General features: G+C 60.4%; 13 protein-coding genes and 1 pseudogene. 5 read left to right on the top strand and 9 right to left on the bottom strand.

The window, feature by feature from the left end:
- Positions 1-197: 197 nt before the first annotated feature.
- From BT199_RS17425 to BT199_RS17440, 4 genes are all read left to right on the top strand, one after another.
- Entirely contained in the window at positions 198-1,679 is a 1,482-nt protein-coding gene (locus BT199_RS17425; RefSeq protein ID WP_072435138.1) for an efflux transporter outer membrane subunit, read from the top strand.
- Entirely contained in the window at positions 1,676-2,827 is a 1,152-nt protein-coding gene (locus tag BT199_RS17430; protein ID WP_072435140.1) for an HlyD family secretion protein, read from the top strand. The genes BT199_RS17425 and BT199_RS17430 overlap by 4 nt, the downstream gene beginning before the upstream one ends.
- Entirely contained in the window at positions 2,820-4,367 is a 1,548-nt protein-coding gene (locus tag BT199_RS17435; RefSeq protein WP_072435141.1) for an MDR family MFS transporter, read from the top strand. The genes BT199_RS17430 and BT199_RS17435 overlap by 8 nt, the downstream gene beginning before the upstream one ends.
- Positions 4,368-4,453: 86 nt before the next feature.
- A complete protein-coding gene (locus BT199_RS17440; RefSeq protein ID WP_014719706.1) occupies positions 4,454-4,915 on the top strand; it encodes an SRPBCC family protein in 462 nt (153 codons plus the stop codon).
- A gap of 36 nt (positions 4,916-4,951) precedes the next feature.
- Here the strand turns inward: BT199_RS17440 and BT199_RS27520 are convergent.
- The 4 genes and pseudogenes from BT199_RS27520 to BT199_RS17460 form a co-directional block, all read right to left on the bottom strand.
- Positions 4,952-5,038: pseudogene (locus BT199_RS27520) on the bottom strand (outer membrane lipoprotein carrier protein LolA); the annotation flags it as partial.
- 46 nt (positions 5,039-5,084) lie between these two features.
- A complete protein-coding gene (locus BT199_RS17445) occupies positions 5,085-7,505 on the bottom strand; it encodes a hypothetical protein (RefSeq protein WP_072435143.1) in 2,421 nt (806 codons plus the stop codon).
- 482 nt (positions 7,506-7,987) lie between these two features.
- A complete protein-coding gene (locus BT199_RS17455; protein ID WP_072435147.1) occupies positions 7,988-12,943 on the bottom strand; it encodes a hemagglutinin repeat-containing protein in 4,956 nt (1,651 codons plus the stop codon).
- Positions 12,944-13,049: 106 nt separating this feature from the next.
- On the bottom strand, positions 13,050-14,720 hold the full coding sequence (locus tag BT199_RS17460; RefSeq protein WP_256575985.1) for a ShlB/FhaC/HecB family hemolysin secretion/activation protein: 1,671 nt from the start codon (positions 14,718-14,720) through the stop codon (positions 13,050-13,052).
- Between the two features lie 517 nt (positions 14,721-15,237).
- Between BT199_RS17460 and nadA the strand changes: the two genes are divergently transcribed.
- Positions 15,238-16,296, top strand: coding sequence for a quinolinate synthase NadA (gene nadA, locus BT199_RS17465; RefSeq protein WP_003193840.1), 1,059 nt, complete (start codon positions 15,238-15,240; stop codon positions 16,294-16,296).
- A gap of 66 nt (positions 16,297-16,362) precedes the next feature.
- On the opposite strand, the gene BT199_RS17470 is transcribed toward nadA, so the two are convergent.
- The 5 genes from BT199_RS17470 to gcvP form a co-directional block, all read right to left on the bottom strand.
- A complete protein-coding gene (locus BT199_RS17470; RefSeq protein ID WP_032902749.1) occupies positions 16,363-16,851 on the bottom strand; it encodes an RDD family protein in 489 nt (162 codons plus the stop codon).
- Positions 16,852-16,945: 94 nt separating this feature from the next.
- On the bottom strand, positions 16,946-17,167 hold the full coding sequence (locus tag BT199_RS17475; protein ID WP_014719702.1) for a cold-shock protein: 222 nt from the start codon (positions 17,165-17,167) through the stop codon (positions 16,946-16,948).
- Positions 17,168-17,559: 392 nt separating this feature from the next.
- Positions 17,560-18,684: a glycine cleavage system aminomethyltransferase GcvT gene (gcvT, locus tag BT199_RS17480; protein WP_038451322.1), complete on the bottom strand. Its 1,125-nt coding sequence runs from the start codon at positions 18,682-18,684 to the stop codon at positions 17,560-17,562.
- Between the two features lie 39 nt (positions 18,685-18,723).
- On the bottom strand, positions 18,724-20,100 hold the full coding sequence (locus BT199_RS17485; RefSeq protein ID WP_020303147.1) for an L-serine ammonia-lyase: 1,377 nt from the start codon (positions 20,098-20,100) through the stop codon (positions 18,724-18,726).
- A gap of 161 nt (positions 20,101-20,261) precedes the next feature.
- Positions 20,262-23,099, bottom strand: coding sequence for an aminomethyl-transferring glycine dehydrogenase (gcvP, locus tag BT199_RS17490; RefSeq protein ID WP_072435150.1), 2,838 nt, complete (start codon positions 23,097-23,099; stop codon positions 20,262-20,264).
- Positions 23,100-23,106 lie beyond the last annotated feature (7 nt).

Here is a 23,106-nt window from a genome sequence, read left to right on the forward strand (position 1 = left end):
GCAGTAACAGATGCATCGACGGACACACCCCCTTCGCGGGCAAGCCCGCTCCCACATTTCTGAACGAGTTCGACGCGCGATTCGGAAGCGCCGCCCCACCTTGTCCCAATCGAAACGATGGTTGTCCAGAACTCGGGAGATGCGCACCCCGTTGCGCTTTTACCCTGCGTCTCTACTTGGCTTTCTGGATTTCTTCGATGGGTTCGCCTTCTTTTTTCCCACGGCATGGCCGTCTCTCGCTGCTCGGCGTGGCGGTGGCGTTGTTGGCAGGGTGTTCGTCCTGGATCGCCCATACACCGGCCCAGCCACATCCGGAACGCATCAATGCCCTGAGTCGCCTGCCGCAAGGCGTGTCGGCCCAGGCACTGCCCGAGCGCTGGTGGCAGTTGTACAACGATCCGCAACTCGATGCGCTGGTGCAACAGGCGTTGCTGCACAACCGCGACCTGGCGGCGGCCCAGGCCCATGTGCAAGCGATGCTGGCCGGGATCCAGCAGGCCGATGCCGAGCGCTGGCCGTCCACCCAGGCGTCGCTGGGGGCCGCTTATGGCAAGACGGCCGATGACCAGACGCTGGCCAAGGCCACCGATAGCCATGCGCCGTCAGAGTGGGCATTCAACCCAGGCTTCGAGCTGGCTTATCAAGTGGATGTGTGGGGCCAGGTTCAGCGCACCATTGAACGTGCCCACGTGCAAACCGCAGCGGCGCAGGATGCCGAGGACTTGCTGCGCATCACGGTCGTGGCGCAAACCACTCGCGCCTATGTGAATGCCTGCGCCCTGGGCGCGCGTGCCAAGGTCCAGCGCCATTCGTTGGACGTGGTCGCGCATAGCCTGGCGTTGACCGATCGCCAGCGCCAGGCCGGTGTGGTGACAGACCTTGAATACAGCCGCATGCAAGCCCTGCAAGGCGAAACCCAGGCGTTGCTGCCGATGTTGGAGGCGCGTCGACAAGCCGCGCTCTACGAATTGGCCATGCTGACGGGCGTCGCTGAACTGGACCAAGGCTCTGGCGCCGCAACGTGTGAAGTGGTGCCCCAACTCAATGCCGAGTTGCCGGTGGGTGATGGCTGGCAACTATTGGCGCGCCGCCCCGACATACGTCAGGCCGAGCGCGCGTTGCAGGCGGCCACGCTGCAAGTGGATATCGTCCAGGCCGACCTGTACCCCAAGGTGACCTTCGGCGCTTCAGTGTCCTCCTCGGCCAACAAACCCCATGAGCTGGGGGACAGCAGTGCGGTGATGTTCGGCATCGGCCCACTGATTACCTGGCAGTTCCCTAATTGGCAGGCCAACCGCGCGCGGGTCAAGCAGGCACGGGCACTCGAGCAGGTGGAGGTCGCGCAGTTCGAGGCCAGCGTCCTCAAGGCCCTCAAGGAGGTGCGCCAGGCCCTGGCGTTGTACGACGGCGAACGGCAGCGTCATGCGGCCCTGAGCCAGGCGCTGGAGAGCAGCCGCCAGGCCTACACCTTGGCCCAATTCAACTATGACGCGGGGGCCATCGACTTTCTCGACGTACTGGACAGTGAGCGTGAACTGATCCGTTTGCAGGCCGCCCGAGCCGACGCCGATGACCGGTTACTGCAACGCCAGATCAGCCTGTTCCGTGCCCTTGGCGGTGGTTGGCAGTCTTCAGTTTCCACCCATGCTTACACCACTTTTTCCGGTACCCAGCCATGAATATCGCCGTTGATGAAAAAACTGCTGTCCAGGATGAACAAGTGCCTGCGCGCAACACACGCCGCAAAAGACATCTGATCCTGCAGGGTGGCGCCGCGCTGTTGATCGCGGTGACGGTGTTCGGCCTGTACTGGATGACCGTCGGCCGCTACCTGGAGCAGACCGATGATGCGTATGTGCGGGCCGACTGGATCCCCATCAGCCCGAAAGTCTCAGGCTACGTGGCCGAGGTGATGGTAGAGGATGATCAGCCGGTCAAGGCAGGGGATGTGCTGGTACGCATCGAGGACCGTGACTACCAGGCCCGCTTGGCACAAGCCCGCGCAGAACTGGCCGAGACCCAGGCCTCGGTGGCAGCGCAAGAGGCCAACTTGACAGTCACTGACAGCCTGATCGCCCAGCAAAAGGCCGGGGTTGCCCAGGCTGAGGCCCATGCTCGCAGTGTGGCCGCTGAGTTACGCCGCGCAAGCCTCGACCAGCGTCGCTACGAAGGCTTGGTGCGCGAACATGCTGCCAGCGCGCAGCGTCTGGAAACGGCCGCCGCCAGTTACACCCAGGCCAATGCTGCGGTGGAAATTGCCAAGGCGATGCAACGCCAGCAGGAAACCCGCTTGACCGTGGCCATCACCCGCCGTCAACTGGCCCAGGCTTCGCTCCAGCAGCAGATAGCCCGGCGCAGCCAGGCCGAGGCGCAGTTGAACCTGGCGACGCATGCGTTGGAGGACACCTTGATCCGCTCACCCATCGACGGCGTGGTGGGGCAGCGCAAAGTCCGTACCCGCCAATACGTCGCGCCAGGGTTGCCACTGCTGGCGGTGGTGCCTTTGCAGCAGGCTTACGTCGTGGCCAACTACAAAGAAACCCAATTGCGCGATATGCGTGCCGGCCAACCGGTGGATATCAGCGTCGACAGTTATTCGGGACGCAAGCTCAAAGGCCATGTGGTGAGCTTCTCGCCAGGCTCCGGGGCGGTGTTCGCACTGTTGCCGTCGGATAACGCCACCGGCAACTTCACCAAGATCGTGCAACGCTTTCCAGTGAAAATCGTCATTGATGAGCATGACGAAGGCGGACCTATCCTGCCGGGCATGTCGGTCATCACCACGGTGGACACCCGCCCAGATAAGCAGGGCGCTGCACATGACTGAATCGGCTGAAAAGAGCGTCTCCTTTCGCGCCTGGGTGGCCGTGATCGGTGGGCTGTTCGGTTGTTTCATGGCCGGCATGAACGTGCACGTGACCAGCGCCGCGCTGCCGGAGATCGAAGGCTCCCTGGGGGCGACGTTCGAAGAAGGCTCGTGGATTTCCACCGCCTACCTGGTCGCGGAAATCGTGATGATCCCGCTGACCGCCTGGTTGGTGCAGGTGTTCTCTCTGCGGCGTGTGATGCTCGTGGGCTCGTTTGTGTTTTTGGTGGCGTCCATTGCCTGCTCCTGGGCGCCCAACCTGGAAGTGATGATCATCATTCGGGTGATCCAGGGCGCCGCCGGCGCAGTGCTGATTCCCTTGTCATTCCAGCTGATCATCACTGAACTGCCGCCCAGCAAGATCGCGATGGGCATGGCCTTGTTCGCGCTGTCCAACAGCGTCGCCCAGGCCGCCGGGCCGTCCATTGGTGGCTGGCTGACCGATGCCTATTCCTGGCGCTGGATCTTTTACCTGCAACTGGCCCCCGGCATTCTCTTGCTGTTGGCGGTGGCATGGTCGATCGATGCCAAGCCCATGCAGTTGAGCCTGCTCAAACGCGGCGATTGGGGCGGGATCATCGCCATGATCGTCGGCCTGGGTGGCTTGCAGATCGTGCTGGAAGAAGGTGGCCGCAAGGACTGGTTTGGCTCCGATTTCATTGTGTGGATGTCACTGGTGGCCGGCGTGGCCCTGGTGTACTTCGTGCTGTCGCAGTTGTATGGCAGTCGCTCCTTCATCAACCTGCGCCTGCTCAAGAGCTACAACTTCGGCGTGGCCAGCGCAGCGATGTTCATCTTTGGCGGGGCGACTTTCGGCCTGGTGTTCCTGGTGCCCAATTACCTGTCCCAACTGCAGGGCTACAACGCCCGGGAGATTGGCATCAGCCTGATCGCCTACGGCATGGTGCAGCTGGTACTGGCGCCGTTCATGCCGCGCCTGATGAAGTGGCTCAACCCGAAACTGATGGTCGCCAGTGGCTTTTTCATTATGGCCCTGGGGTGCTACCTCGGCGCGCACCTGGACGTGGACAGCGCCGCCAACGTGATTATTCCGTCCACCGTGGTACGGGGCATCGGGCAGCCGCTGATCATGGTGGCGCTTTCCGTGCTCGCGGTGTCTGGCCTGGCCAAAGATGAAGCCGGCTCCGCCTCGGCCTTGTTCTCCATGCTGCGCAACCTGGGTGGTGCCGTGGGTACCGCGGGCCTGACGCAGATCGTGGCCATGCGCGAGCGCTTTCACTCTGAGCGGGTAGGGGAGTCGATCACGCTGTTTTCCCCGTCCTTTCAGGAGCGCCTGCGCGCCAGCATGGCTGACAGCGAGGCTTTTATCTTCAACCAGCTATTACCCGCTCAACAGCAGGTCCTTGAGGGCTTGATCCACACCGTGCGTCGTGAGGCGTACCTGATGGCCTACAGCGATGCGTTTTATGTGTCCTGTATTGCGTTGATCGTGTGCGGGGTAGCAGCCTTGGCATTACGGCAGTCAGCCAAGAGCGGATAACCACGCCAAGCAGGTGTTGAACTTGTACAGCCCACTGCATTTGGTAGGCGCCCACTATCCGCCCTTCGGAAAAAAGGAGCTCTCTCATGCAACAACCCGATACCCTGGTCCGTAACCCGGTGGGCAACCCTGTCGTCGCCAGCGTCAGCGTGAATGCCGAAGCTCGCAGTGTGTGGAGTGTGGTCGGAGATTTCGCCGGTTTCGCGAAGTTTATTCCGGCCTTGTCTCATATCGATATGACGGGCGAGGGCGTGCGTTCGGTACGCAAAAAGCTGTTCAAGGACGGCAATGTGGTGATCGAGCAACTCAACAGCCATGACGACCAAGCCATGACCATGACCTGGTCACTGATCTACACCTCGCTGAACATCGGCAACCTGTGGGCGCTGATGGAGGTGGTGCCACAAGGCCCGAACCAGAGCCTGGCGACCTGGACCATCATTGGTCAGCCCTACACGGGCGGCAAGGAAGACGTACCGGCGTTCGAAGCCTTCCTGCAAGGCTTTGCCGATGACGCGATGAAGAACGTACAGGCACTCTTCAACTGACATGACGCGCAGGGTGGCACGCTGAGAATGTGCCTAGGTAGGAGCGAGCTTGCTCGCGAAAAACCTGAGGGCGCCGCGTACTCTCAACATGCCAGCGTCATCGTTAACGTCTTTCGCGAGCAAGCTCGCTCCTACAGTGGGGTGGGCCTTCCCCGACAGTGCCCACCGTTTATGGTTTTGGAAAGGTCTCGGGTTTATAAGTAAAAGCCCACCATTTAAACGGATTCCAATGGGGGTTTTTCTTTGCCGGTTTGAAGTTTCTGTTTTTTGCCATTTCTCGGGAGACGTATTTTTCCGCTTCGGATCTGGCCAATGCCTTATCAGCGTCAGTCAGTGGAGTGTTCTGATTTTTTTTCAGGGTGTCCAGATAGATATTTTCTACTTTTACAATCGCAGCATTTATATCTTCCGGTACTAGGTTGGCGGTGAGGGTGCCGCTATAGCCCTTGACAGGGCGCCCTATGAGCTTCTGAAACTCCGCCGCGAAGGACGCATCTCCACCACTTGCAGAGTCACATGACAGTAGCCTTACGTTGTCAAACGTTTCCGGGTAAATGCCCGAGTCATGAAGTGTCTGAAGTAACTCTTGTGGCGTATTGAGTTTTCCGTTGTATGAAACTTTCGAGATGCCAGTAGCCGGGTCGACGCTTCCGTGCACCAGGATGTTGAGTCGTTCTTGACGGCCGTTTTTGTTGAAGTCGGTAAATGTATAAAGTTTTTCGTCAAGGGAATTTAGCTCGTTAAGCTCTCCACTTAGTACTACGTTTTTATCCACAGTGGAAAAAAGCGCTTCGCCGGTCGGTAAGTTCTCTACGGATGTCAGAAGTGAGCGCTTACTGTTTGGTATTTCGATTGTCGGAGGGACACCTTCACTGACGTGTGGTGTATCCGGTTCGCTTGGTGCGGTATTGGCGACGGAGGACACGTCGCTGTCATTCGCGGCGTTTACTTTCCTCACGAAATCAAAACGGTTGCTTTGCTCATTGTATTTCCAGCCGTAATGTTCGCTGCCAGCGATAGTCGATGCGGAGGGTGCTTCGCCCAACCCAGCCTCAGCTCCAAATGGTGTGAGTTCATGTGCCAGCTGCAAGCCCGATATCACTGCAGCCGCTGTGCCGCCAACACGATCGTCGGCGGTCATACCATAAATGGAATCATGGGTACCGAAGACAATATTGCCCGCGTTTCCAAGGATGGGCACATAGCCGAAGGTGCGCCCCCATAATTCTTTGGCTTCCTTCCACGTTTGCTTCGAGGAACCAAATACCTCTGTTTGATCGGCCCACACGGCATTGTTGGCGTTGATCTTTTGATAATTGCTGGCAATACCAGAGTTCAGATCTCCAAATTTTAAATGGTAGGTTTTCTTTCGCGATTGAGTGTAATTAAATAACTCTCTAACCGGAATCTGTTTGTCGCTGAGTAGATTTTTGCGTCCCGGATAGTGCGCATGATTACCCTCAATCAAATTTTCGAGCACACTGCTCGCTGATGGCCAATGAGCATCCTTTCCGCCTTGTCTGTCTTCGGCGTTAAAGCTGGCTTTTAAGGCATCACGGTTGTCTTTGGCCCAACGAGCAAAATCATCGTCTCCGCGTATTTCGCTGACTGTGCCTTTCTTCAAGTCGAGCATCAGGCCTTGATTGGGGCGGGTGTCATAATTGCCGTGATAGTTGACATAAGGAATAAACGCATACCCGGCCAGTGGATAACCGTATATGTTGGGTATGACGACATTTCCCTTATTGTCTAGCGTGCGTTCAACGGCTGATCGGCCTTCAGGCGATAGCATTTTATACGCATCTTTGTCGTTACGCAGGCCTTGCAAAGTTCCCAGCACAACATAAGCATCGGCTTTTCCCGAGCGCTTCGCCAATGCGCCCGTCTCGTCGCCCATGGTGGAGGCGATATCATCTTGCCAATGATTTTGTAGCTTCGCACCCAGCGCTTCCAGATCGTTGATCTTGCTCCGGTCTTGCGGCTTGATTTCCATGGTTTGGAAGTTGAGCAGGCCACCTCCCGGTGGTTTATCGTGCTTAAGAGCACCGGCTGCAATTTCCCATGCAAAATAGGTGCGTGTATCGGTGTTGGTCTTGACTTCCGGCTTCCATTTTCCAACGTAACTGTTGAAGGTTACAGTGATTTTTTCATGCGGGTCGAACCCGGCAGCCAATAACCCGCCGCTGAAATAACCGGCAGGCTCCAGGAACGGGCGAGTTTTCTGGAACCTGATATTACTTTCTTTTTCTTCACCGCTTTCTATGTTCTTGATTTGCGTGACAACACGGTCGGCGTAAGCGTCAATCCTCTGTAGCTGTTCCTGGTGCGTATAACTTGCTGTGGGAGGGGAAACGCTGACAGAGCCATAAATGACTCCATTGGCGAAATCAAACTCATGGTCGGGGGCGGGCGCAGGGATCGGTTTTTGTCCCAGCCCCAACTTTTTATCTTCCGAGGCGCTCGGCGCGTCCGCAAGTGTATTTTCGACTGGCGGTGCATCGTCAATTGCCCGAGTGGAGCGACGGTGTTCAGCATTTGTTGTATGGGGATAGTTGCTGAGTGGCTGTGGCACGGGCGAGAATATATTCATTGCTGGGTCACTTTATTTATATGAGATCAACGATATAGCTTTAAACGCAGTCGTTCGGCGGGCGTGTGTGCACTGCACTAACATGCCATACCCTTTTAACGGGTTCACTGTTTAACCTCTGTTTATGGTTATAGACGCCAAAGGGAAGCGCTGAATTTTCTGGTGCGTCCGTCTGTCGAGCTTATTTTCTCTTGTTTGAAAATATCCGCATGAGGTTAGTTTTTTGTTGGGTGGTTGAGGTCTGCGAAAGGTTCCACTTTCTGGGTGTGCTTTGTTTGTAAGAACGCGATCATAAGGACCAACCTACAGCGACCCGAGAAAAAGCGTACAACTGAGCGCGCCGGCTGGCACGCTGAGAATGTGCCTGTGGAGCGAGCTTGCTCGCGAAAAACCTGAGGGCGCCGCGTACTCCAAGCATGCCAGCGTCATCGTTAACGTTCTTCGCGAGCAAGCTCGCTCCTACAGTGGGGCGGCTTTACCCTTTAGTTGATGGCCTGATCAATCCCCGCCTGCAAGGCCTGGCTCTCACTGTGCCCACCCGCTCGCAGCGGGCCCAGATTTAAGGCTTGGTCCTTGCGCGTGGCGTCGTCGTGTTTCTGCGTCAGTTCGTCTTTGGCGCCCAGGGCCAGGTTGACCGGTGACTTCGAAACGTTCAGCCCGACATCGGCACGGTAGTCGCTGCCGGCCAGTGTGGTTGCGGTGACCTTGGAGCCACCCAACTCGACCTTGCCATTGGGCGCACTGATCCGCGCGCCCGTGAGCTGGGTATCACCCTTCACCAGCAGGTTGACGCCGTGGCCTGCGCGAATGCCTGACGCCTGGGTGACGCTGTCCTTGACCACATGGCTGACATCCAGATACAGGGTCGGGGTGTAGCTGGTGTTGCCGCTCTTGTCGCCGAACAACACGCTTTCGGCGGTGTTGGCCACCTTGCTGCCGGTGGTGTCTTTGCCACTGACGGTGTAGCTGTCGCTGGTTTTTGGCCAGACCTTATCCTTGAAGCCAGACAGGCGTGTGCCCAGGACGTCGGTCTTGTCTGCCAGGTAAGCCTTGGCCTTGTCCACGCGGGTGCCGAAGGCGCCGCGGGGCTCTGGGTTTACGTCGTAGCTGGCGCTGCGGGTGAGTTTTTCGCCCAGGCGTTCCTTGGCATTGACCGCGCTGTTGACCACGCTGTCCTTGGCCGACGCCAAGTGCCCCGTGCCTTTGTCGACGACGTTCTCCAGCTTGTCGCGATGCTTGTCGAACGCACCTTCAGCCTTGGCTTGTACCTTGTCCTTCAGTGGGCCGGTGGTTTTGGCCAGCTTACCCACCACCCCCGGCTGGTTTTTTTCGACATCCAGCCTGGCGTCGACATTTACCTGGGTGCTGTTGATCTGGTCCTTGCGGCTTTCTACAACGAGGTCGCCGCCCACCGTGCCCTGCACCTTGTCGGCGTCGATACGCGCTCCGGCCAGATGGGTATCGCCGGCACTGTTGAGGGTGACGTCACCCGCCGTGATCAGGCTGTTGTGCTGGGTAGTGCCTTGCAAGTGATCCACATCGACCTTGGCCCGCGCATTGATGCCGCGCTGGGTCTTGGGTGTCTCATGTTCACCGGCGTTGGCCAAGGTGGTTTTGCCGACGCTGCCCCCTGCGCCCAGGGTGACGCCCCAGTTGCCGTGGGCCTGGGTCGATTGCGCAGACTCTTGCAGAATGCCTCCGTTTTGCGCATCCAGGCTAACGCTGGCTGCGCTGACCTGAGTGCCCTGTAAGTGGATGGCATCGGTTGCATCAGCGCCGCTGGCGAGGCTGACCTTACCGCTGCTGTGCAACTGCCCGACGACGGCGCTCTGGTCGTTTTCCGCCACTTTGCCAATGTTGAAATTGGCGCTGAGGCTGCCGGTCTTGCTGCTGCTTTCGGCGCTGCTGGTCTTGCCGGCACCGAGGGTCAGGCCGCCGCCCAGGTTGCTGCCGTTGCTGACGTGGCTATCGGTGGCAGCTTGCAGGTTTAGCTTGCCGCCGGCATTGAGGCTGATATCGCCAGCCTTTGCGCCCGTGCTGCCGATCTGCGTGCCTTGCAGGGTCATGTCTGCGCCGCTGCTGAACTGAACGGGGCCGCTGCCTTGAATGGTCGCGACCTGTGCCTGGCTGTCCTGAGTGTCCAGGCGCTTGTTATCCAACTGCACGCCGGCACCGAGGTTGATGTTGCTGCCATTCGCACCGGGCGCGGTGCCCACCGTCAGTGAGCCGTTGCCGCGCAGCGTGCTGCTGTTTTTGCTCTGGGTGTTGGTGGCCTGGTTGAGCGCCAGCTCACCGCCGGTCTTGAGGTTAACCCCGGCCTGGCCGCCGTCGAACTGGCTGCCTTCATAACGGGCATCGCCCTTGGCCTCGATGCTCACGCCTTGGCTGGCCACATAGCTGCCGAGCACCGCCGTGCTGGTGGATTCGCGCACATCGCTGTTGCCGCCCAGGCCGCTGCCGCGCACGTTCACGTCTTCACCGGTGGTGGTATAGACCCGCACGCCAGCCTTGGCGTCCACGCTTTGCTCGCTGCTGCTGTGGGTGTTGGCCGCTGCCGTGGCCAGGTGCTCGCCGGCCTTGATGTTCAGCCCGCCCTCGGTGGCGCGGTACTGGGTGCCCTCGTCCTGCAACGTGCCGGCTGCATTGACCTGCACCGCGGCGCCACTGAACTGGCTGACCACGGCGGTGCTGTCTTGCGTTGTGCCGGTTTTGTTCGTGTGCCCGACTTCCACATCCAGGCCGACATTGGGTTGCTCGAACGCGTCCAGCAAACCGGGCTGATGGAACTTGGCCTGGGCCACGCCCTCGACGGCTTTTTCGATCGGGCGGGTAATGCCTTTGTATTCCACATTGGCGCCAACATCGGCGGTCCAGCCGTTTTCCTTGTGGGTGCTGGTCTCGGTGGAATGGGCAGCCTGGTTGTCGATCTGACCCGCGTTGACCTGCAGTTCGGCGCCGGCCTTGGCCTGTGCACCCTCGCTGGTGAAGGTGTTGCCAGCGTTGATGGTCAGCTTGCCGGTCGCGGCCACGGTGCTGGTTTGCGCGGTGGTTTTTTCAGTGGTGTCTTGGCTGCTTTGGTGGCTGAACTGAGCGCCACTGCCTGCCCGATCAATGCCGCCGGTGTAGTAGAAACTGCCGCCGGTGGTGGTGGTGTCGACGGCTTCGGTGCGCTTGTCGTGGGCGGCCAACAGCTCGACGTTGTTGCCGCTCAGGGTGGCATCGCCTGCGGTTGCCTTGAGGTCCGAACCCTGGATGCTCACATCGCCACCGGCCTTTACTACGACACTGCCGCCCTTGAGGCTGGAACCCTGCTGCTGGGTGGTGTCGGTCTTGCGGGTTTGCTGCTGGTCTTCATAGCTCAACCCCGCACGGTACTGGCGGCTGACGCCCTCGGTTTCCTTGGCGTAGCCATCGAAGCCACGGCTATGGGTGCGAGTGGTGTCGTGGGTGGTGTTCTCGGCGGCAACGACCTTGATATCGCCCTTGGCATCCGCTTGCAGTTCACCCGCGGCGGCTACCTGGGAGCCACTGACGGTGATGTCCTTGGCACTTTGCAGCTTGAGGTTGCTGTCCGAGCGCAGGTCGCTGGCAACCACGGTGCTGTCCTTGAGGTTCTTGCGGCTTTCATCCTTGGAGAGGCCGAAGAATTTGCTGTCATTGTTGTAGCGGTTGTCGTGGGAGCTGTCCTGCACGCCGTCGATCACCAGCGAACCTTTGTCGCTGATGACATTGGCCTGCTTGCCGCCACGGGCCTGGCTACCGCTGATGCGCACGTCGTCGGCCTTGACGATCAGCTTGCCGTCGGCGTTGACCTTGCTGCCGGTGTTCGACGTCTTGCCCTGGTCACCGTCGCCTTGCTTGCCGAAGAAGCTGCCACCGGTGAGGTCGCCGGAGTAGGCGTTGTCGCGGCTGCTCTGGGTACGGCTGGCGCTGGTGATTTCTACGTGCCGGGCGGCCAGTTGAATATCGCCGGGGGTTTTCAGCTCGGCGCCTTGCACTTGCAGCTTCTGTTGGCTGGTCAGCTCCAGTGTCTTTCCGGCCTTGAGGCTGCTGGTGATACTGCGTTGTTCGCTGCTGGATTTATCCCAGTTGGCTTTCCACAGGTGTTTGCGATGGTTGCCCTGGTCGCGGCTTTCATGGGTTTCGGTGGCGGCGTTAACGTGCAGGTCGGCACCGCTGTCGACGCGCAGAGTGTTGCCCGCTTCCACATGGCTGGCTTTGATCTCGGTGTTGGCGCCGGAAGACAGCGCCGCGTCCTGTTGCGCCACGACCTTGTTGCCGTGCTGGCGCGAGTCTTTGTCGGTGGTGGTGCGGTCGTAGGTTTCGTAGGTGAACAAGAAGTTGCTGTTGTTCCACTGCTCACGCTTTTCCTGGAGCTTGCGGCTTTCCAGGCTGCTGAGGGTCAGGTTGCGGCTGGCGTCGAGTTTGACGTTGCGCCCGCTGACGTCGGTGGCGGCCAGGTTCAAGTCCTTGGCACTGTGCAAATCGACATCGCCCTGGCGGCTGTGCACGCCAGCGCGGGTGGCGTCGAGGCTGTCGGCATGCACATGGCCGCTGATGTCGAGGTCGCCGGCCGAACTGATCTTCACCCCGTCAGTGCCTTGCACCTGCACACCGCCCACACGCACACCGGCGCCCTCGGCGGTGCTGATGATGTTGATGCGCCCGGCCTGCATGGCGCCGAACAGGCGTGCGTCGATGCGTTGGTCCTGGGTCTTGCTGGCCGGGTCGACTTGGCGTACTTGCCCGCTGGCGAAATCGACCTGATTACGGCCCACCGTGAGGTTCAATTGATCGCGGGCGCTGAGGCGACCTTCGCTGTCGATGCGCGGCGCGATTAGGTTGATAGAGCCCTCGCGGTTGTGCAGGCCCTGGCCTTGCACTGTCAGTTGGCCGTTGGCATCGCGGGTGCTCAAGGCTTGCAGCTTGCCGTCGTTGAGTTCAGGGCGGCCGACCACCAGGTTGGCATTGGGCGTGTTGATGAAACTGCCGCCATTCACCGAAATGCCGTTAGGGTTGGCCAGCACGTAATCGGCTGCCTGGCCAAAAATCTCCTGGGCGCCGTTGAGGGTCGAGGCGTTGCGGCTGATCACTTCATTGAGGATCACGCTCGCCGCCTGGCCCTGGAACTGCGGGTTGGCTGCCAACTGCCCGGCGAGTTGGGACTGGCCAGCCTGCAAGGCGTTGTTCAACACCAGGCCCTGGCGGTCGACGTTGTAGTCCAAAAACTGGTTATGGGACAGGCCACCGGCGTTCGGCGCGACGATGTTGACGATGGGTACACCGCCCTGGTTTTGCAGTTGCGGCGTGCCGCCAGGGCCTTCGACGACGGTCAAGCCTGCGGCGAGCGCGAGTTGCGGCAGCAGGAACAGGCTGGCGATGGCCCAGCGCAGTTTGCCCTGGGGTGAAAGGTGGAAGCTGTGTGGAGTAGTCGGCATAAATAATCTCGCTCTGTGTTGGCTGATCCACGACGCGCGTTGTTCGTTGCAACGCTGCTGGAGTGGCCAGGTACGGCGGTGACTCAGGCAAAAAACGGGTGTGAGCTCATATCTGCACGCTAAGGCGCGTCAGCCAGACCTCCGGCTCCTGGCGAAAACCTGTAGGGGTGTTGAGGTTGCGTTGGTAGTCGACGTCGAGCTGCACGTTCTTCCAGCTCAGGTTGAGCCCCGCGCTGGCGCCGCTCAGGCGTTGGCTCCGGGCACCGTGTTCGTGCTTGACCCAGCCGTTGTCCAGGCCCAGGCGCGGGGTGAGCTTCACCGGCAAGTCAGTGTTGAGCGGCAGGCGCAAAGTGTTGCGCCATACCGCGCCAATGGCACCGGAAGTACTGTTTTCGCGGTAGCCGCGCACGGCCGAGTCGTCGGTGATCAGCAGTTGTTCGATGGCGGGCAATGCATCCGGGCTGTACTGCACCGATAACTGGCTTTGCCACTGCCACGGCTGCACTGCCCATTGGCCGTTGCGCCATTGGGTGAGGTTGGCGCGGTACTTTTGAAACTGCGCCTTGGGCCGGTTTTTCTGCACCTGGCTGGCATCGCGATCGGCGCCGAACCAGGTCAGGCCCTGGGCGTAGTTGACGTCCAGGTTCCACACCGCACTGTTGAGCCAGAACAGGTTCAGGCCCGCTTCGGCCACGGTCAGCGTCGGGCTCTGGATGTCCAGGTGTACCTTTTGCAGGTAGCTGTCGACGTCTTTGTAGGCCAGTTGCAGGTTGGCGCTCAGTTGGTGGCCCTGGTCGCGCCACAGCACACGGTCGCTGCGCAGGCTGACTTGATCGGTGCGGCCACTGTTGTAGAACGTGGCACGGCTGAGCTTGAACGGCGAGCGGTATTCGGCATGGCTGGCGAACAGGCTGTAGGTCCAGTAACCGTAGGGGATCGAGTAGAACAGGCTGTGGCTGCGGCTGTAGCGCGGCCCATGGTTGAGCGTGTCGCTGAAGCTCAGGTTGAGCGAGTCGTTGATTTGCAGCGGGCTGTCCAGGCTCAAGTTGATTGCATTGCGATCCCGCCCGGTGCCGGCGCTGCCGAGGTTATCCACCCCCAGGCCCAGGGCCCAGCGCGAGGCGCTGCTGCGCGTGCGCAGGATGATGCGCGAGGCGCCCGCTGTGCTGCCTGGGGCGATGTCGGCGGTGAGGTCGACCGAGCGTAGGCGGTTGAGCTGGTCCAGGCCCTGTTCCAGGTCTCGCAGGTTCAGTGGTTTGCCGAGCATGCCGGGGAATGCCCCGCCCAATGACACCGGCAGGCTCTGGTCGGCCAGCTCGATGGTCTCCAGGTAGCCTTCTTCGACGTGAATATCCAGCGGCTGCCCGGCGGTGGGTGCACTGATCAGGTAGGGGCGGCTGGCGATATAACCGGCCTCGACATACAGCCGGGTGATCTCGGCCAGCAGGCGGTTGATCTGGGTGACGCCCATGCAAGGCGCCACGTAGGGCTCGATGTGTTTGTCCAACTCGGCACGGCTGAACAGCGTGACCCCGGCCAGGCGCGTACCGCTCAAGGGCCAGCAGTGTTCATCCCTGGCGATGTCCGTGGGCAAGGCGGGTATGGCCGCTGGTGTACCGAAGCTGCCGCGTTGCATCTGGCGTTGGCGCTGCTCCAGGTGTAATTGCTGCAGGTCGCGTTGCTGTTGTTGCTGCAAGCGCAGGGCTTCCTGGCCTGGCTGCGGCACCTCGGCGCCAGCCACGGGCAGCGCCCACAGGCAGAGCAGGGCGATACCCAGATTACGGATACAACACAAGTGTCCGGTTGAGAGCTGATTTGGCACTCGACATCCTTAACGTAGAAATACACACGATCCATACCGTTTGAGCCAGCGTTGAACTCAGCGGTAGTTGCCCTACTTGAGTGAGTGGTCGACGGTTTGTTACATCGCTGTAGGATTTATTACACAAGACGTAAGAAAAATCGCGTAATTCAGTGCTTAAATGCACAAAATTAGGGCGCGTCAGGGTGTGGGGGCCTGATATTCCTGATTTTTCAGGCGTGTGGGAGGGAAAGGGGCGGTTTTGATTGTTGTGCAGGCATCGCCTAATCGGCGTGTCGCGGCCAGGGATCGGGCACTTGGCCGGGTCACCAGATTAGGCTTTTGAATCCATTGGATATTCTGTAGCCTTGCGCAGCTTTAAGCTTTACCCGTGCTTGATGAACAAAAACACTTCGTCCGGCGGCGCCCGAAGGGCTCCGGAGCCGGTGGTACACTCGACTTTCGCGCTACTGCGCCTGCAGGTCTTGCGAACATGACGCACATTTCCGAACGCCTACTGGTTCAAGCCCACCTCGACGCCAAGCAGCCCAAGGTGCTCAGCGCTGCTGAAGAGGCGAGCCTGCGAACCGCCATTGCCGCCGAGCTCAAGGCTCAGGACGCGGTGTTGGTTGCCCACTTTTATTGCGACCCGGTGATTCAGGCCCTGGCCGAAGAAACCGGTGGCTGTGTTTCCGACTCCCTGGAGATGGCGCGCTTCGGTGCCGCCCACCCTGCCAAGACCGTACTGGTGGCTGGCGTGCGTTTCATGGGGGAGACCGCCAAGATCCTCACGCCTGAAAAACGCATCCTGATGCCGACCCTGGAAGCCACCTGCTCCCTGGACCTGGGTTGCCCGGTGGATGAGTTTTCCGCGTTCTGCGATCAACACCCCGAGCGCACCGTGGTGGTGTACGCCAACACCTCGGCGGCGGTCAAAGCCCGGGCGGATTGGGTGGTGACCTCCAGCTGCGCGCTGGAAATCGTCGAAAGCCTGATGGACAACGGCGAGACCATTATCTGGGGCCCGGACAAACACCTGGGCACCTACATCCAGCGCCAGACCGGTGCCGACATGCTGCTGTGGGACGGTGCCTGCATCGTCCACGAAGAGTTCAAGTCCAAGCAGCTCGAAGACATGAAGGCGCTCTACCCGGATGCAGCGATCCTGGTGCACCCGGAGTCACCGACTTCGGTGATCGAACTGGCGGACGCGGTGGGTTCCACCAGCCAGCTGATCGCCGCAGCGCAACGCTTGCCGAACAAAACCTTTATCGTCGCCACCGACCGCGGCATCTTCTACAAGATGCAGCAGCTGTGCCCGGACAAAGTCTTCGTCGAAGCGCCTACCGCCGGTAACGGTGCAGCCTGCCGCAGTTGCGCGCACTGCCCGTGGATGGCGATGAATACGCTGGAGCGCACGTTGCAATGCCTGCGCGAGGGCAGTAATGAGATCTTCGTGGAACCGGCGGTGATTCCGCAGGCGGTACGGCCGCTCAAGCGCATGCTCGACTTTACCCAGGCAGCACGGTTGAAACTGGCCGGCAACGCCTGATCCTCAGGCTGAGACAAATCAAAATGTGGGAGCCAGCTCCCACAGTTGATCTGTGATGCGCTTGAGTTACTTCTTTTGCTTCGGGATTCGCACCAACTGCGTATCCGAATAGATGTCATGCCAGCTGCGTTTGTGTTTATCGAACAACGACCAGATAAACCCCAACCCCACGCACAGCCATGACGCAATCGACACCACAAAACGCAACAGTGCCTGCCACAGGCTGATCCGCGACCCGTCAGCGTTCTGCACGCGCACCCCCCACACCTGCATGCCCAGGGTTTGCCCCGAATGGGTCCAGAACTTGGCGAAAAACCCGAACAGCACGAACAGCAGCAGAGTCGACAGCAACGGGTCACCGTCCAGCGCGCCGGACTCGGTGAGCGTGCGCATCTTCGCTTCGCCCACGAAGGCGATCCACACCAGCTTGTAGATAAACGCGGTGACGATCAGCAGGGCGGTGCACAGCAGGAAATCGTAGAACATCGCTGCCAGGCGACGGCCCAGGCCAACGGCGGGGAATTCGCCCTGGGGGCTCAACAGGGGTTTGGACATGGCAGGGCTCTCTGGAGAAAGCACGCAGTTTACGCAATGGCGCCCATAAAAAAGCCCCTGATGTCATATCAGGGGCTTTTTGTCGCAGCAAGGATCAGCCTTCTGCTTGTACTTCGTCAGCCTGCAGGCCTTTTTGGCCTTGTACTGAAACGAAGGTGACCTTCTGGCCTTCCTTCAGGCTCTTGAAACCGTTGCCCTGGATAGCGCGGAAATGCACGAACAGATCCGGGCCGCTTTCAGGAGTGATAAAACCAAACCCTTTCTCGTCGTTGAACCACTTGACGGTACCGCTCTGACGTCCACCTTTATCCGACATTTTCTTCTTTCCTTTGACGCTAAAAATTAATGACAGCCCCTTTCACACGAAAGAGTACTGGGCTGGGTTGCAGGAAAGTAAGAGACGTCGAACGGGTTGTAGCAAACTACTTGAGCTACTGCCCAGGTCCAGGTTCCAAGCGACCCATGCAAACACAGTGGGCAAACTCTACGCCAACTAATATGAAAAAAACAAGCCCTTGTGCAGGCCCTTGTTTTATTGGGTCTCATGACACTTTGTTGAATGTTCTGATACCGGCTTATTCGATAGAGTTATTCACTTGTTATAGGGCGTCAGCTATAAAAAGCCTATCGTGAATGCACTGTTTTATGGCGGTTGCGTTACAGTTCAGTGCGCATTAACGCAACCGCGTTACTTATAGAAACAGTCAATCAGCCACGGTAGTAACGTTGCGGAACGAATGGCATTTTACTTACACGCAGTGGCACCTTTTTCCCACGTACCATTGCGCTAACTTCGGTATCCAATGCGACAAATGCGCTGTCCAGGTAACCCATCGCCAGCGGACCGCCCAAGGTTGGGCCAAAGCCTCCGCTGCACACGCTGCCGATAACCGTACCCTGTGCATCGACAATTTCAGCGCCTTCACGCACCGGGGTACGCTCCTGCGGCAGCAGGCCTACGCGTTTGCGCGCCACACCGGTTTGCTGTTGGGTGAAGATGCGGTCGGCGCCAGGGAAGCCGCCGGCCCGTGCGCCATCGGCACGCCGAGCCTTGGAAATCGCCCACAACAGGCTGGCTTCGATTGGCGTGGTGTCGGTATTCATGTCGTGGCCGTACAGGCACAGGCCGGCTTCCAGGCGTAGCGAATCACGGGCGCCCAGGCCGATGGCCTGCACTTCGGTTTCGGCCAGCAGGCTGCGGGCCAGGCTCTCGGCATTGGCCGCCGGCACGGAGATTTCAAAGCCGTCTTCACCGGTGTAGCCGGAGCGGCTGACGTAGCACTCCACGCCCAGCAAACGCAGGGTGGCAAATTGCATGAAGGTCATCTGGGTGACTTCAGGGGCCAGGCGCGCCAATACTTTCACTGCCGCCGGGCCTTGCAGGGCGAGCAGGGCGCGTTCTTCGAACAGCGGTTCGATGGTGCATTGGTCGCCGATATGTGTACGCAGGTGCGCCAGGTCCTGGTCCTTGCAGGCGGCGTTGACCACCAGGAACAATTCGTCGTTGCCCAGGTTGGCGACCATCAGGTCGTCGAGGATGCCGCCTTGCTCGTTGGTGAACATCGCATAGCGCTGCATACCCACTGGCAGGTCGATGATATCGACGGGCACCAGGGTCTCCAGGGCCTTGGCGGCATTCGCGCCGGTGAGGCGGATCTGGCCCATGTGGGAAACATCGAACAACCCGGCCTGTTCACGGGTATGCAGGTGTTCCTTCATCACGCCCAATGGATACTGCACCGGCATGTCGTAGCCAGCGAAGGGCACCATGCGCGCGCCGAGTTCGAGGTGCAAGGCGTGCAGAGGAGTTTTCAACAGGGTTTCGGTGGACATATTCAGCTCCTGAAAAACGTGCCGACGCGCTTGTGGGCGTCAGCACTCGATAATGTTGACCGCCAAACCGCCACGGGCGGTTTCCTTGTATTTGCTTTTCATGTCGGCGCCGGTCTGGCGCATGGTGCGGATGACCTTGTCGAGGGACACAAAGTGCTGGCCGTCGCCACGCAGGGCCATGCGCACCGCATTGATCGCCTTCACCGAGCCCATGGCATTGCGCTCGATGCACGGCACCTGCACCAGCCCGCCAATGGGGTCGCAGGTCAGGCCGAGGTTGTGTTCCATGCCGATCTCGGCGGCGTTTTCCACTTGGGACACGCTGCCGCCCAGCACTTCACAGAGTGCGCCTGCGGCCATGGAACAGGCCACGCCGACTTCGCCCTGGCAACCGACTTCGGCGCCTGAGATCGAAGCATTTTCCTTGTACAAAATGCCGATGGCGGCCGCGGTGAGCAAAAAGCGCACCACACCGTCTTCGTTCGCGCCGGGGATGAAGCGCATGTAGTAGTGCAGCACGGCGGGAATGATCCCAGCCGCGCCATTGGTGGGCGCAGTGACCACGCGCCCGCCATTGGCGTTTTCTTCGTTGACTGCCAGCGCATACAGGTTGACCCAATCGAGCACCGACAGCGGGTCGCGCAGCGCCGACTCCGGGTTCTTGCACAACTGCCGATGCAAGGCCGCCGCCCGGCGCTTGACCTTCAAGCCTCCGGGCAAGATACCTTCGTTGCGACAGCCGGCATCGACGCAGTCCTGCATGACCTGCCAGATCTTCAACAACCCGCTGCGGGTTTCGGCTTCCGGGCGCCAGGCACTTTCATTGGTCAGCATCACCTGGCTGATAGACAGGCCATAGGTGGCGCAATGGCCGAGCAAGTCCTTGGCGTGTTTGAACGGGAAGGTCAGGGGTGTGGCGTCTTCGACGATACGGTCGGCGCCCGCCGCGTCTTCATCCACCACGAAACCGCCACCGACCGAGTAGTACTCGCGGCTACGGGTCTGAATGCCGGCGGCGTCAAAGGCACGAAAGATCATGCCGTTGGGGTGATAGGCAAGGGGCTTGCGAATCATCGCCAGGTGTTCTTTCTCGTTGAACGCAATGCTGTGTTCGCCGAGCAGGTTGAGGCGCCCGTCACTGCGCATCTGCGCCAGGCGTGCAGCCACGGTTTCGGTATTCACGGTGTCCGGATGTTCGCCTTCCAGGCCCAGCAACACAGCCTTGTCGCTGCCGTGGCCTTTGCCGGTGGCGCCCAGCGATCCATAGAGTTCCACCTTGATGCCGCAGGTGGCGTTGAGCAGGTTGTCACGCTTGAGCCCCTCGACGAATCGAGCGGCGGCACGCATCGGGCCGACGGTGTGGGAACTGGAGGGGCCGATGCCAATCTTGAACAGGTCGAACACGCTAAGGGACATGGTTGTTCTCCGGTTTCTTATTATTTTCTGAAAGCCGACTCGGTCAAATGTGGGAGCGGGCTTGCTCGCGAAAGCGGTGGGTCAGTCAAATAATCAACATCTGAAAGACCGCATTCGCGAGCAAGCCCGCTCCCACATTTTTGACCGGGTGCATCCTCAGGTTATGCGTAGCTCTCGATCGACGGGCACGCACACACCAGGTTGCGATCACCAAACACGTTGTCGACCCGACCCACCGGCGGCCAGTACTTGCCTTCGATCAATGAAGCCACCGGGTACACCGCTTGTTCACGGCTGTATGGGTGGCTCCATTCGCCCACCAGTTCAGCGGCGGTGTGCGGCGCGTTCTTGAGCGGGTTGTCGTCCTTGTCCAGAGTGCCGTTTTCCACTGCGCGAATCTCTTCGCGGATGGCGATCATGGCGTCGCAGAAGCGGTCCAGCTCTTCCTTGGATTCACTTTCGGTCGGCTCGATCATCAAGGTGCCGGCCACCGGGAACGACATGGTCGGTGCATGGAAACCAAAATCGATCAGGCGCTTGGCCACGTCGTCCACGCTGATGCCGCTGCTGTCTTTCAACGGGCGCAGGTCCAGGATGCATTCGTGGGCTACCAGGCCATTGCTGCCGGTGTACAGCACGGGGTAGTGCTCTTCCAGGCGGCGGGAAATGTAGTTGGCATTCAGGATCGCCAACTGCGACGCGCGCTTGAGGCCGGCGCCGCCCATCATGCTGATGTACATCCAGGTGATCGGCAAAATGCTCGCGCTGCCGAACGGCGCGGCGCACACCGCGCCCTCCTTGCGTTCCATGGCCGCGTGGCCGGGCAGAAATGGCGTGAGGTGCGACTTGACGCCAATCGGGCCAACGCCCGGGCCGCCACCGCCGTGGGGAATGCAGAAGGTCTTGTGCAGGTTCAGGTGGGACACGTCGCCGCCGAACTTGCCCGGTGCGCACAGGCCAACCATCGCGTTCATGTTGGCGCCGTCGATGTACACCTGGCCGCCGTTGTCGTGAATGATCCCGCAAATTTCGCGGATACCTTCCTCGAACACGCCGTGGGTGGACGGATAAGTGATCATCAGCGCAGCGAGGTGCTCGCGGTGCTCGATGGCCTTGGCGCGCAGGTCTTCGATGTCGACGTTGCCGCGCGCGTCGCAAGCGGTGACCACCACGCGCATGCCGGCCATGTTGGCGGTGGCAGGGTTGGTGCCGTGGGCTGACGACGGGATCAGGCAGATGTCGCGACGTGCTTCGCCACGGCTCTGGTGATAGGCACGGATGGCCAAGAGGCCGGCGTACTCACCCTGGGAACCGGCGTTGGGTTGCAGGGAGACCGCGTCGTAACCGGTGGCCGCGCAGAGCATGGCTTCCAGTTCGCTGGTCAGTTGCTGGTAGCCGGCGCTTTGCGCGGCGGGGGCGAATGGGTGCAGGGCACCGAATTCGGCCCAGGTCACCGGGATCATTTCGCTGGCGGCGTTGAGCTTCATGGTGCACGAACCCAGCGGGATCATGGTGCGGTCCAGGGCCAGGTCCTTGTCGGCCAGCTTGCGCAGGTAGCGCATCAGCTCGGTTTCCGAGTGATAACGGTTGAACACCGGGTGGCTGAGGATCGGCGACTGGCGCAGCAACGCGCTCGGCAGGGTGCCGTCGGTGGCGGCAAAGGCTGGCAGGGTTTTGCCGTCCGCGAAGATGGCCCACAAGGCCTCGATATCGGCCTGGGTGGTGGTTTCGTCGACCGACAGGCCAACGCGCTCGCCATCCACCACGCGCAGGTTGATGCGCTGGGCGCGGGCCTTGTCGTGCAGGGCGGCGGTGTGGGCGCCGGTGTTGAGGGTCAGGGTGTCGAAGAAGTGTGCCTGCTCGACGTTCTGGCCCAGGGCCGTCAAGCCCTTGGCCAGGATCGCGGTCAGCTGGTGAATGCGCTGGGCGATCTGGATCAGGCCTTTGGGGCCGTGGTACACGGCGTACATGCTGGCGATGTTGGCCAGCAGCACTTGGGCAGTGCAGATGTTGCTGGTGGCTTTCTCGCGGCGGATATGTTGCTCGCGGGTCTGCATGGCCAGGCGCAGGGCCGGCTTGCCGAAGCGGTCGACGGAAACACCGACCAGACGGCCTGGCATGTCGCGCTTGAACGCATCCTTGGTGGAGAAGTACGCCGCGTGCGGGCCACCGAAGCCCAGTGGCACGCCAAAGCGCTGTGCGCTGCCAATGGCGACGTCGGCGCCGAATTCACCCGGCGGCGTCAGCAGGGTCAGGGCCATCAGGTCGGCGGCTACGGCGACCAGGGCGTTGGCGGCGTGGAAGCGCTCGGTCAGCTCGCGGTAATCGAATACATCGCCGTTACTGGCCGGGTATTGCAGCAGGGCGCCGAAGAACGCGCTGACGTCGGTCAGTTCACGCTCATCGCCGACCACCACATCGATGCCCAAAGGTTCAGCACGGGTGCGCAATACGTCGAGGGTTTGCGGGTGGCTGTGCACCGACGCGAAGAACGCGTGGCTGCCTTTGTTCTTGCTCAGGCGCTTGCAGAAGGTCATGGCTTCAGCAGCGGCGGTGGCTTCGTCAAGCAGGGAGGCGTTGGCAATCGGCAGGCCGGTGAGGTCGCTGATCAGGGTCTGGAAATTCAGCAGGGCTTCCAGGCGGCCTTGGGAAATCTCGGGTTGATACGGCGTGTAGGCGGTGTACCAGGCCGGGTTTTCCAGCAGGTTGCGCAGGATCGGCGACGGCGTGTGGCAGTTGTAATAGCCCTGGCCGATGTAGGTCTTGAACAGTTGGTTCTGGCTGGCGATGGCCTTGATCTTGGCCAGGGCCTCGGCTTCGCTCAAGCCGTCTTCCAGGCCGAGCACGCTGGTGCCCTTGATGCTTTCCGGGATCACGCTGGCGCTCAGGGCTTCGAGGGAATCAAACCCCAGGCTGGCGAGCATTTGCTGCTCATCTTCCTGGCGCGGGCCGATGTGGCGGGCGATGAATTCGTTGGCGGTGGTCAGATTAACGGTCATGGCGCGC

The organism is Pseudomonas sp. NFR02, assembly GCF_900119375.1.
In the GTDB taxonomy this organism is placed as follows: Bacteria; Pseudomonadota; Gammaproteobacteria; order Pseudomonadales; family Pseudomonadaceae; genus Aquipseudomonas; species Aquipseudomonas paracarnis.

Coding starts and splice junctions, on each gene's coding strand:
- BT199_RS17485 (WP_020303147.1), bottom strand. CDS start 20,100: ATGTCCCTTAGCGTGTTCGACCTGTTCAAGATTGGCATCGGCCCCTCC.
- BT199_RS17425 (WP_072435138.1), top strand. CDS start 198: ATGGGTTCGCCTTCTTTTTTCCCACGGCATGGCCGTCTCTCGCTGCTC.
- BT199_RS17445 (WP_072435143.1), bottom strand. CDS start 7,505: ATGAATATATTCTCGCCCGTGCCACAGCCACTCAGCAACTATCCCCAT.
- nadA (WP_003193840.1), top strand. CDS start 15,238: ATGACGCACATTTCCGAACGCCTACTGGTTCAAGCCCACCTCGACGCC.
- BT199_RS17475 (WP_014719702.1), bottom strand. CDS start 17,167: ATGTCGGATAAAGGTGGACGTCAGAGCGGTACCGTCAAGTGGTTCAAC.
- BT199_RS17435 (WP_072435141.1), top strand. CDS start 2,820: ATGACTGAATCGGCTGAAAAGAGCGTCTCCTTTCGCGCCTGGGTGGCC.
- BT199_RS17470 (WP_032902749.1), bottom strand. CDS start 16,851: ATGTCCAAACCCCTGTTGAGCCCCCAGGGCGAATTCCCCGCCGTTGGC.
- gcvT (WP_038451322.1), bottom strand. CDS start 18,684: ATGTCCACCGAAACCCTGTTGAAAACTCCTCTGCACGCCTTGCACCTC.
- BT199_RS17430 (WP_072435140.1), top strand. CDS start 1,676: ATGAATATCGCCGTTGATGAAAAAACTGCTGTCCAGGATGAACAAGTG.
- gcvP (WP_072435150.1), bottom strand. CDS start 23,099: ATGACCGTTAATCTGACCACCGCCAACGAATTCATCGCCCGCCACATC.
- BT199_RS17440 (WP_014719706.1), top strand. CDS start 4,454: ATGCAACAACCCGATACCCTGGTCCGTAACCCGGTGGGCAACCCTGTC.
- BT199_RS17455 (WP_072435147.1), bottom strand. CDS start 12,943: ATGCCGACTACTCCACACAGCTTCCACCTTTCACCCCAGGGCAAACTG.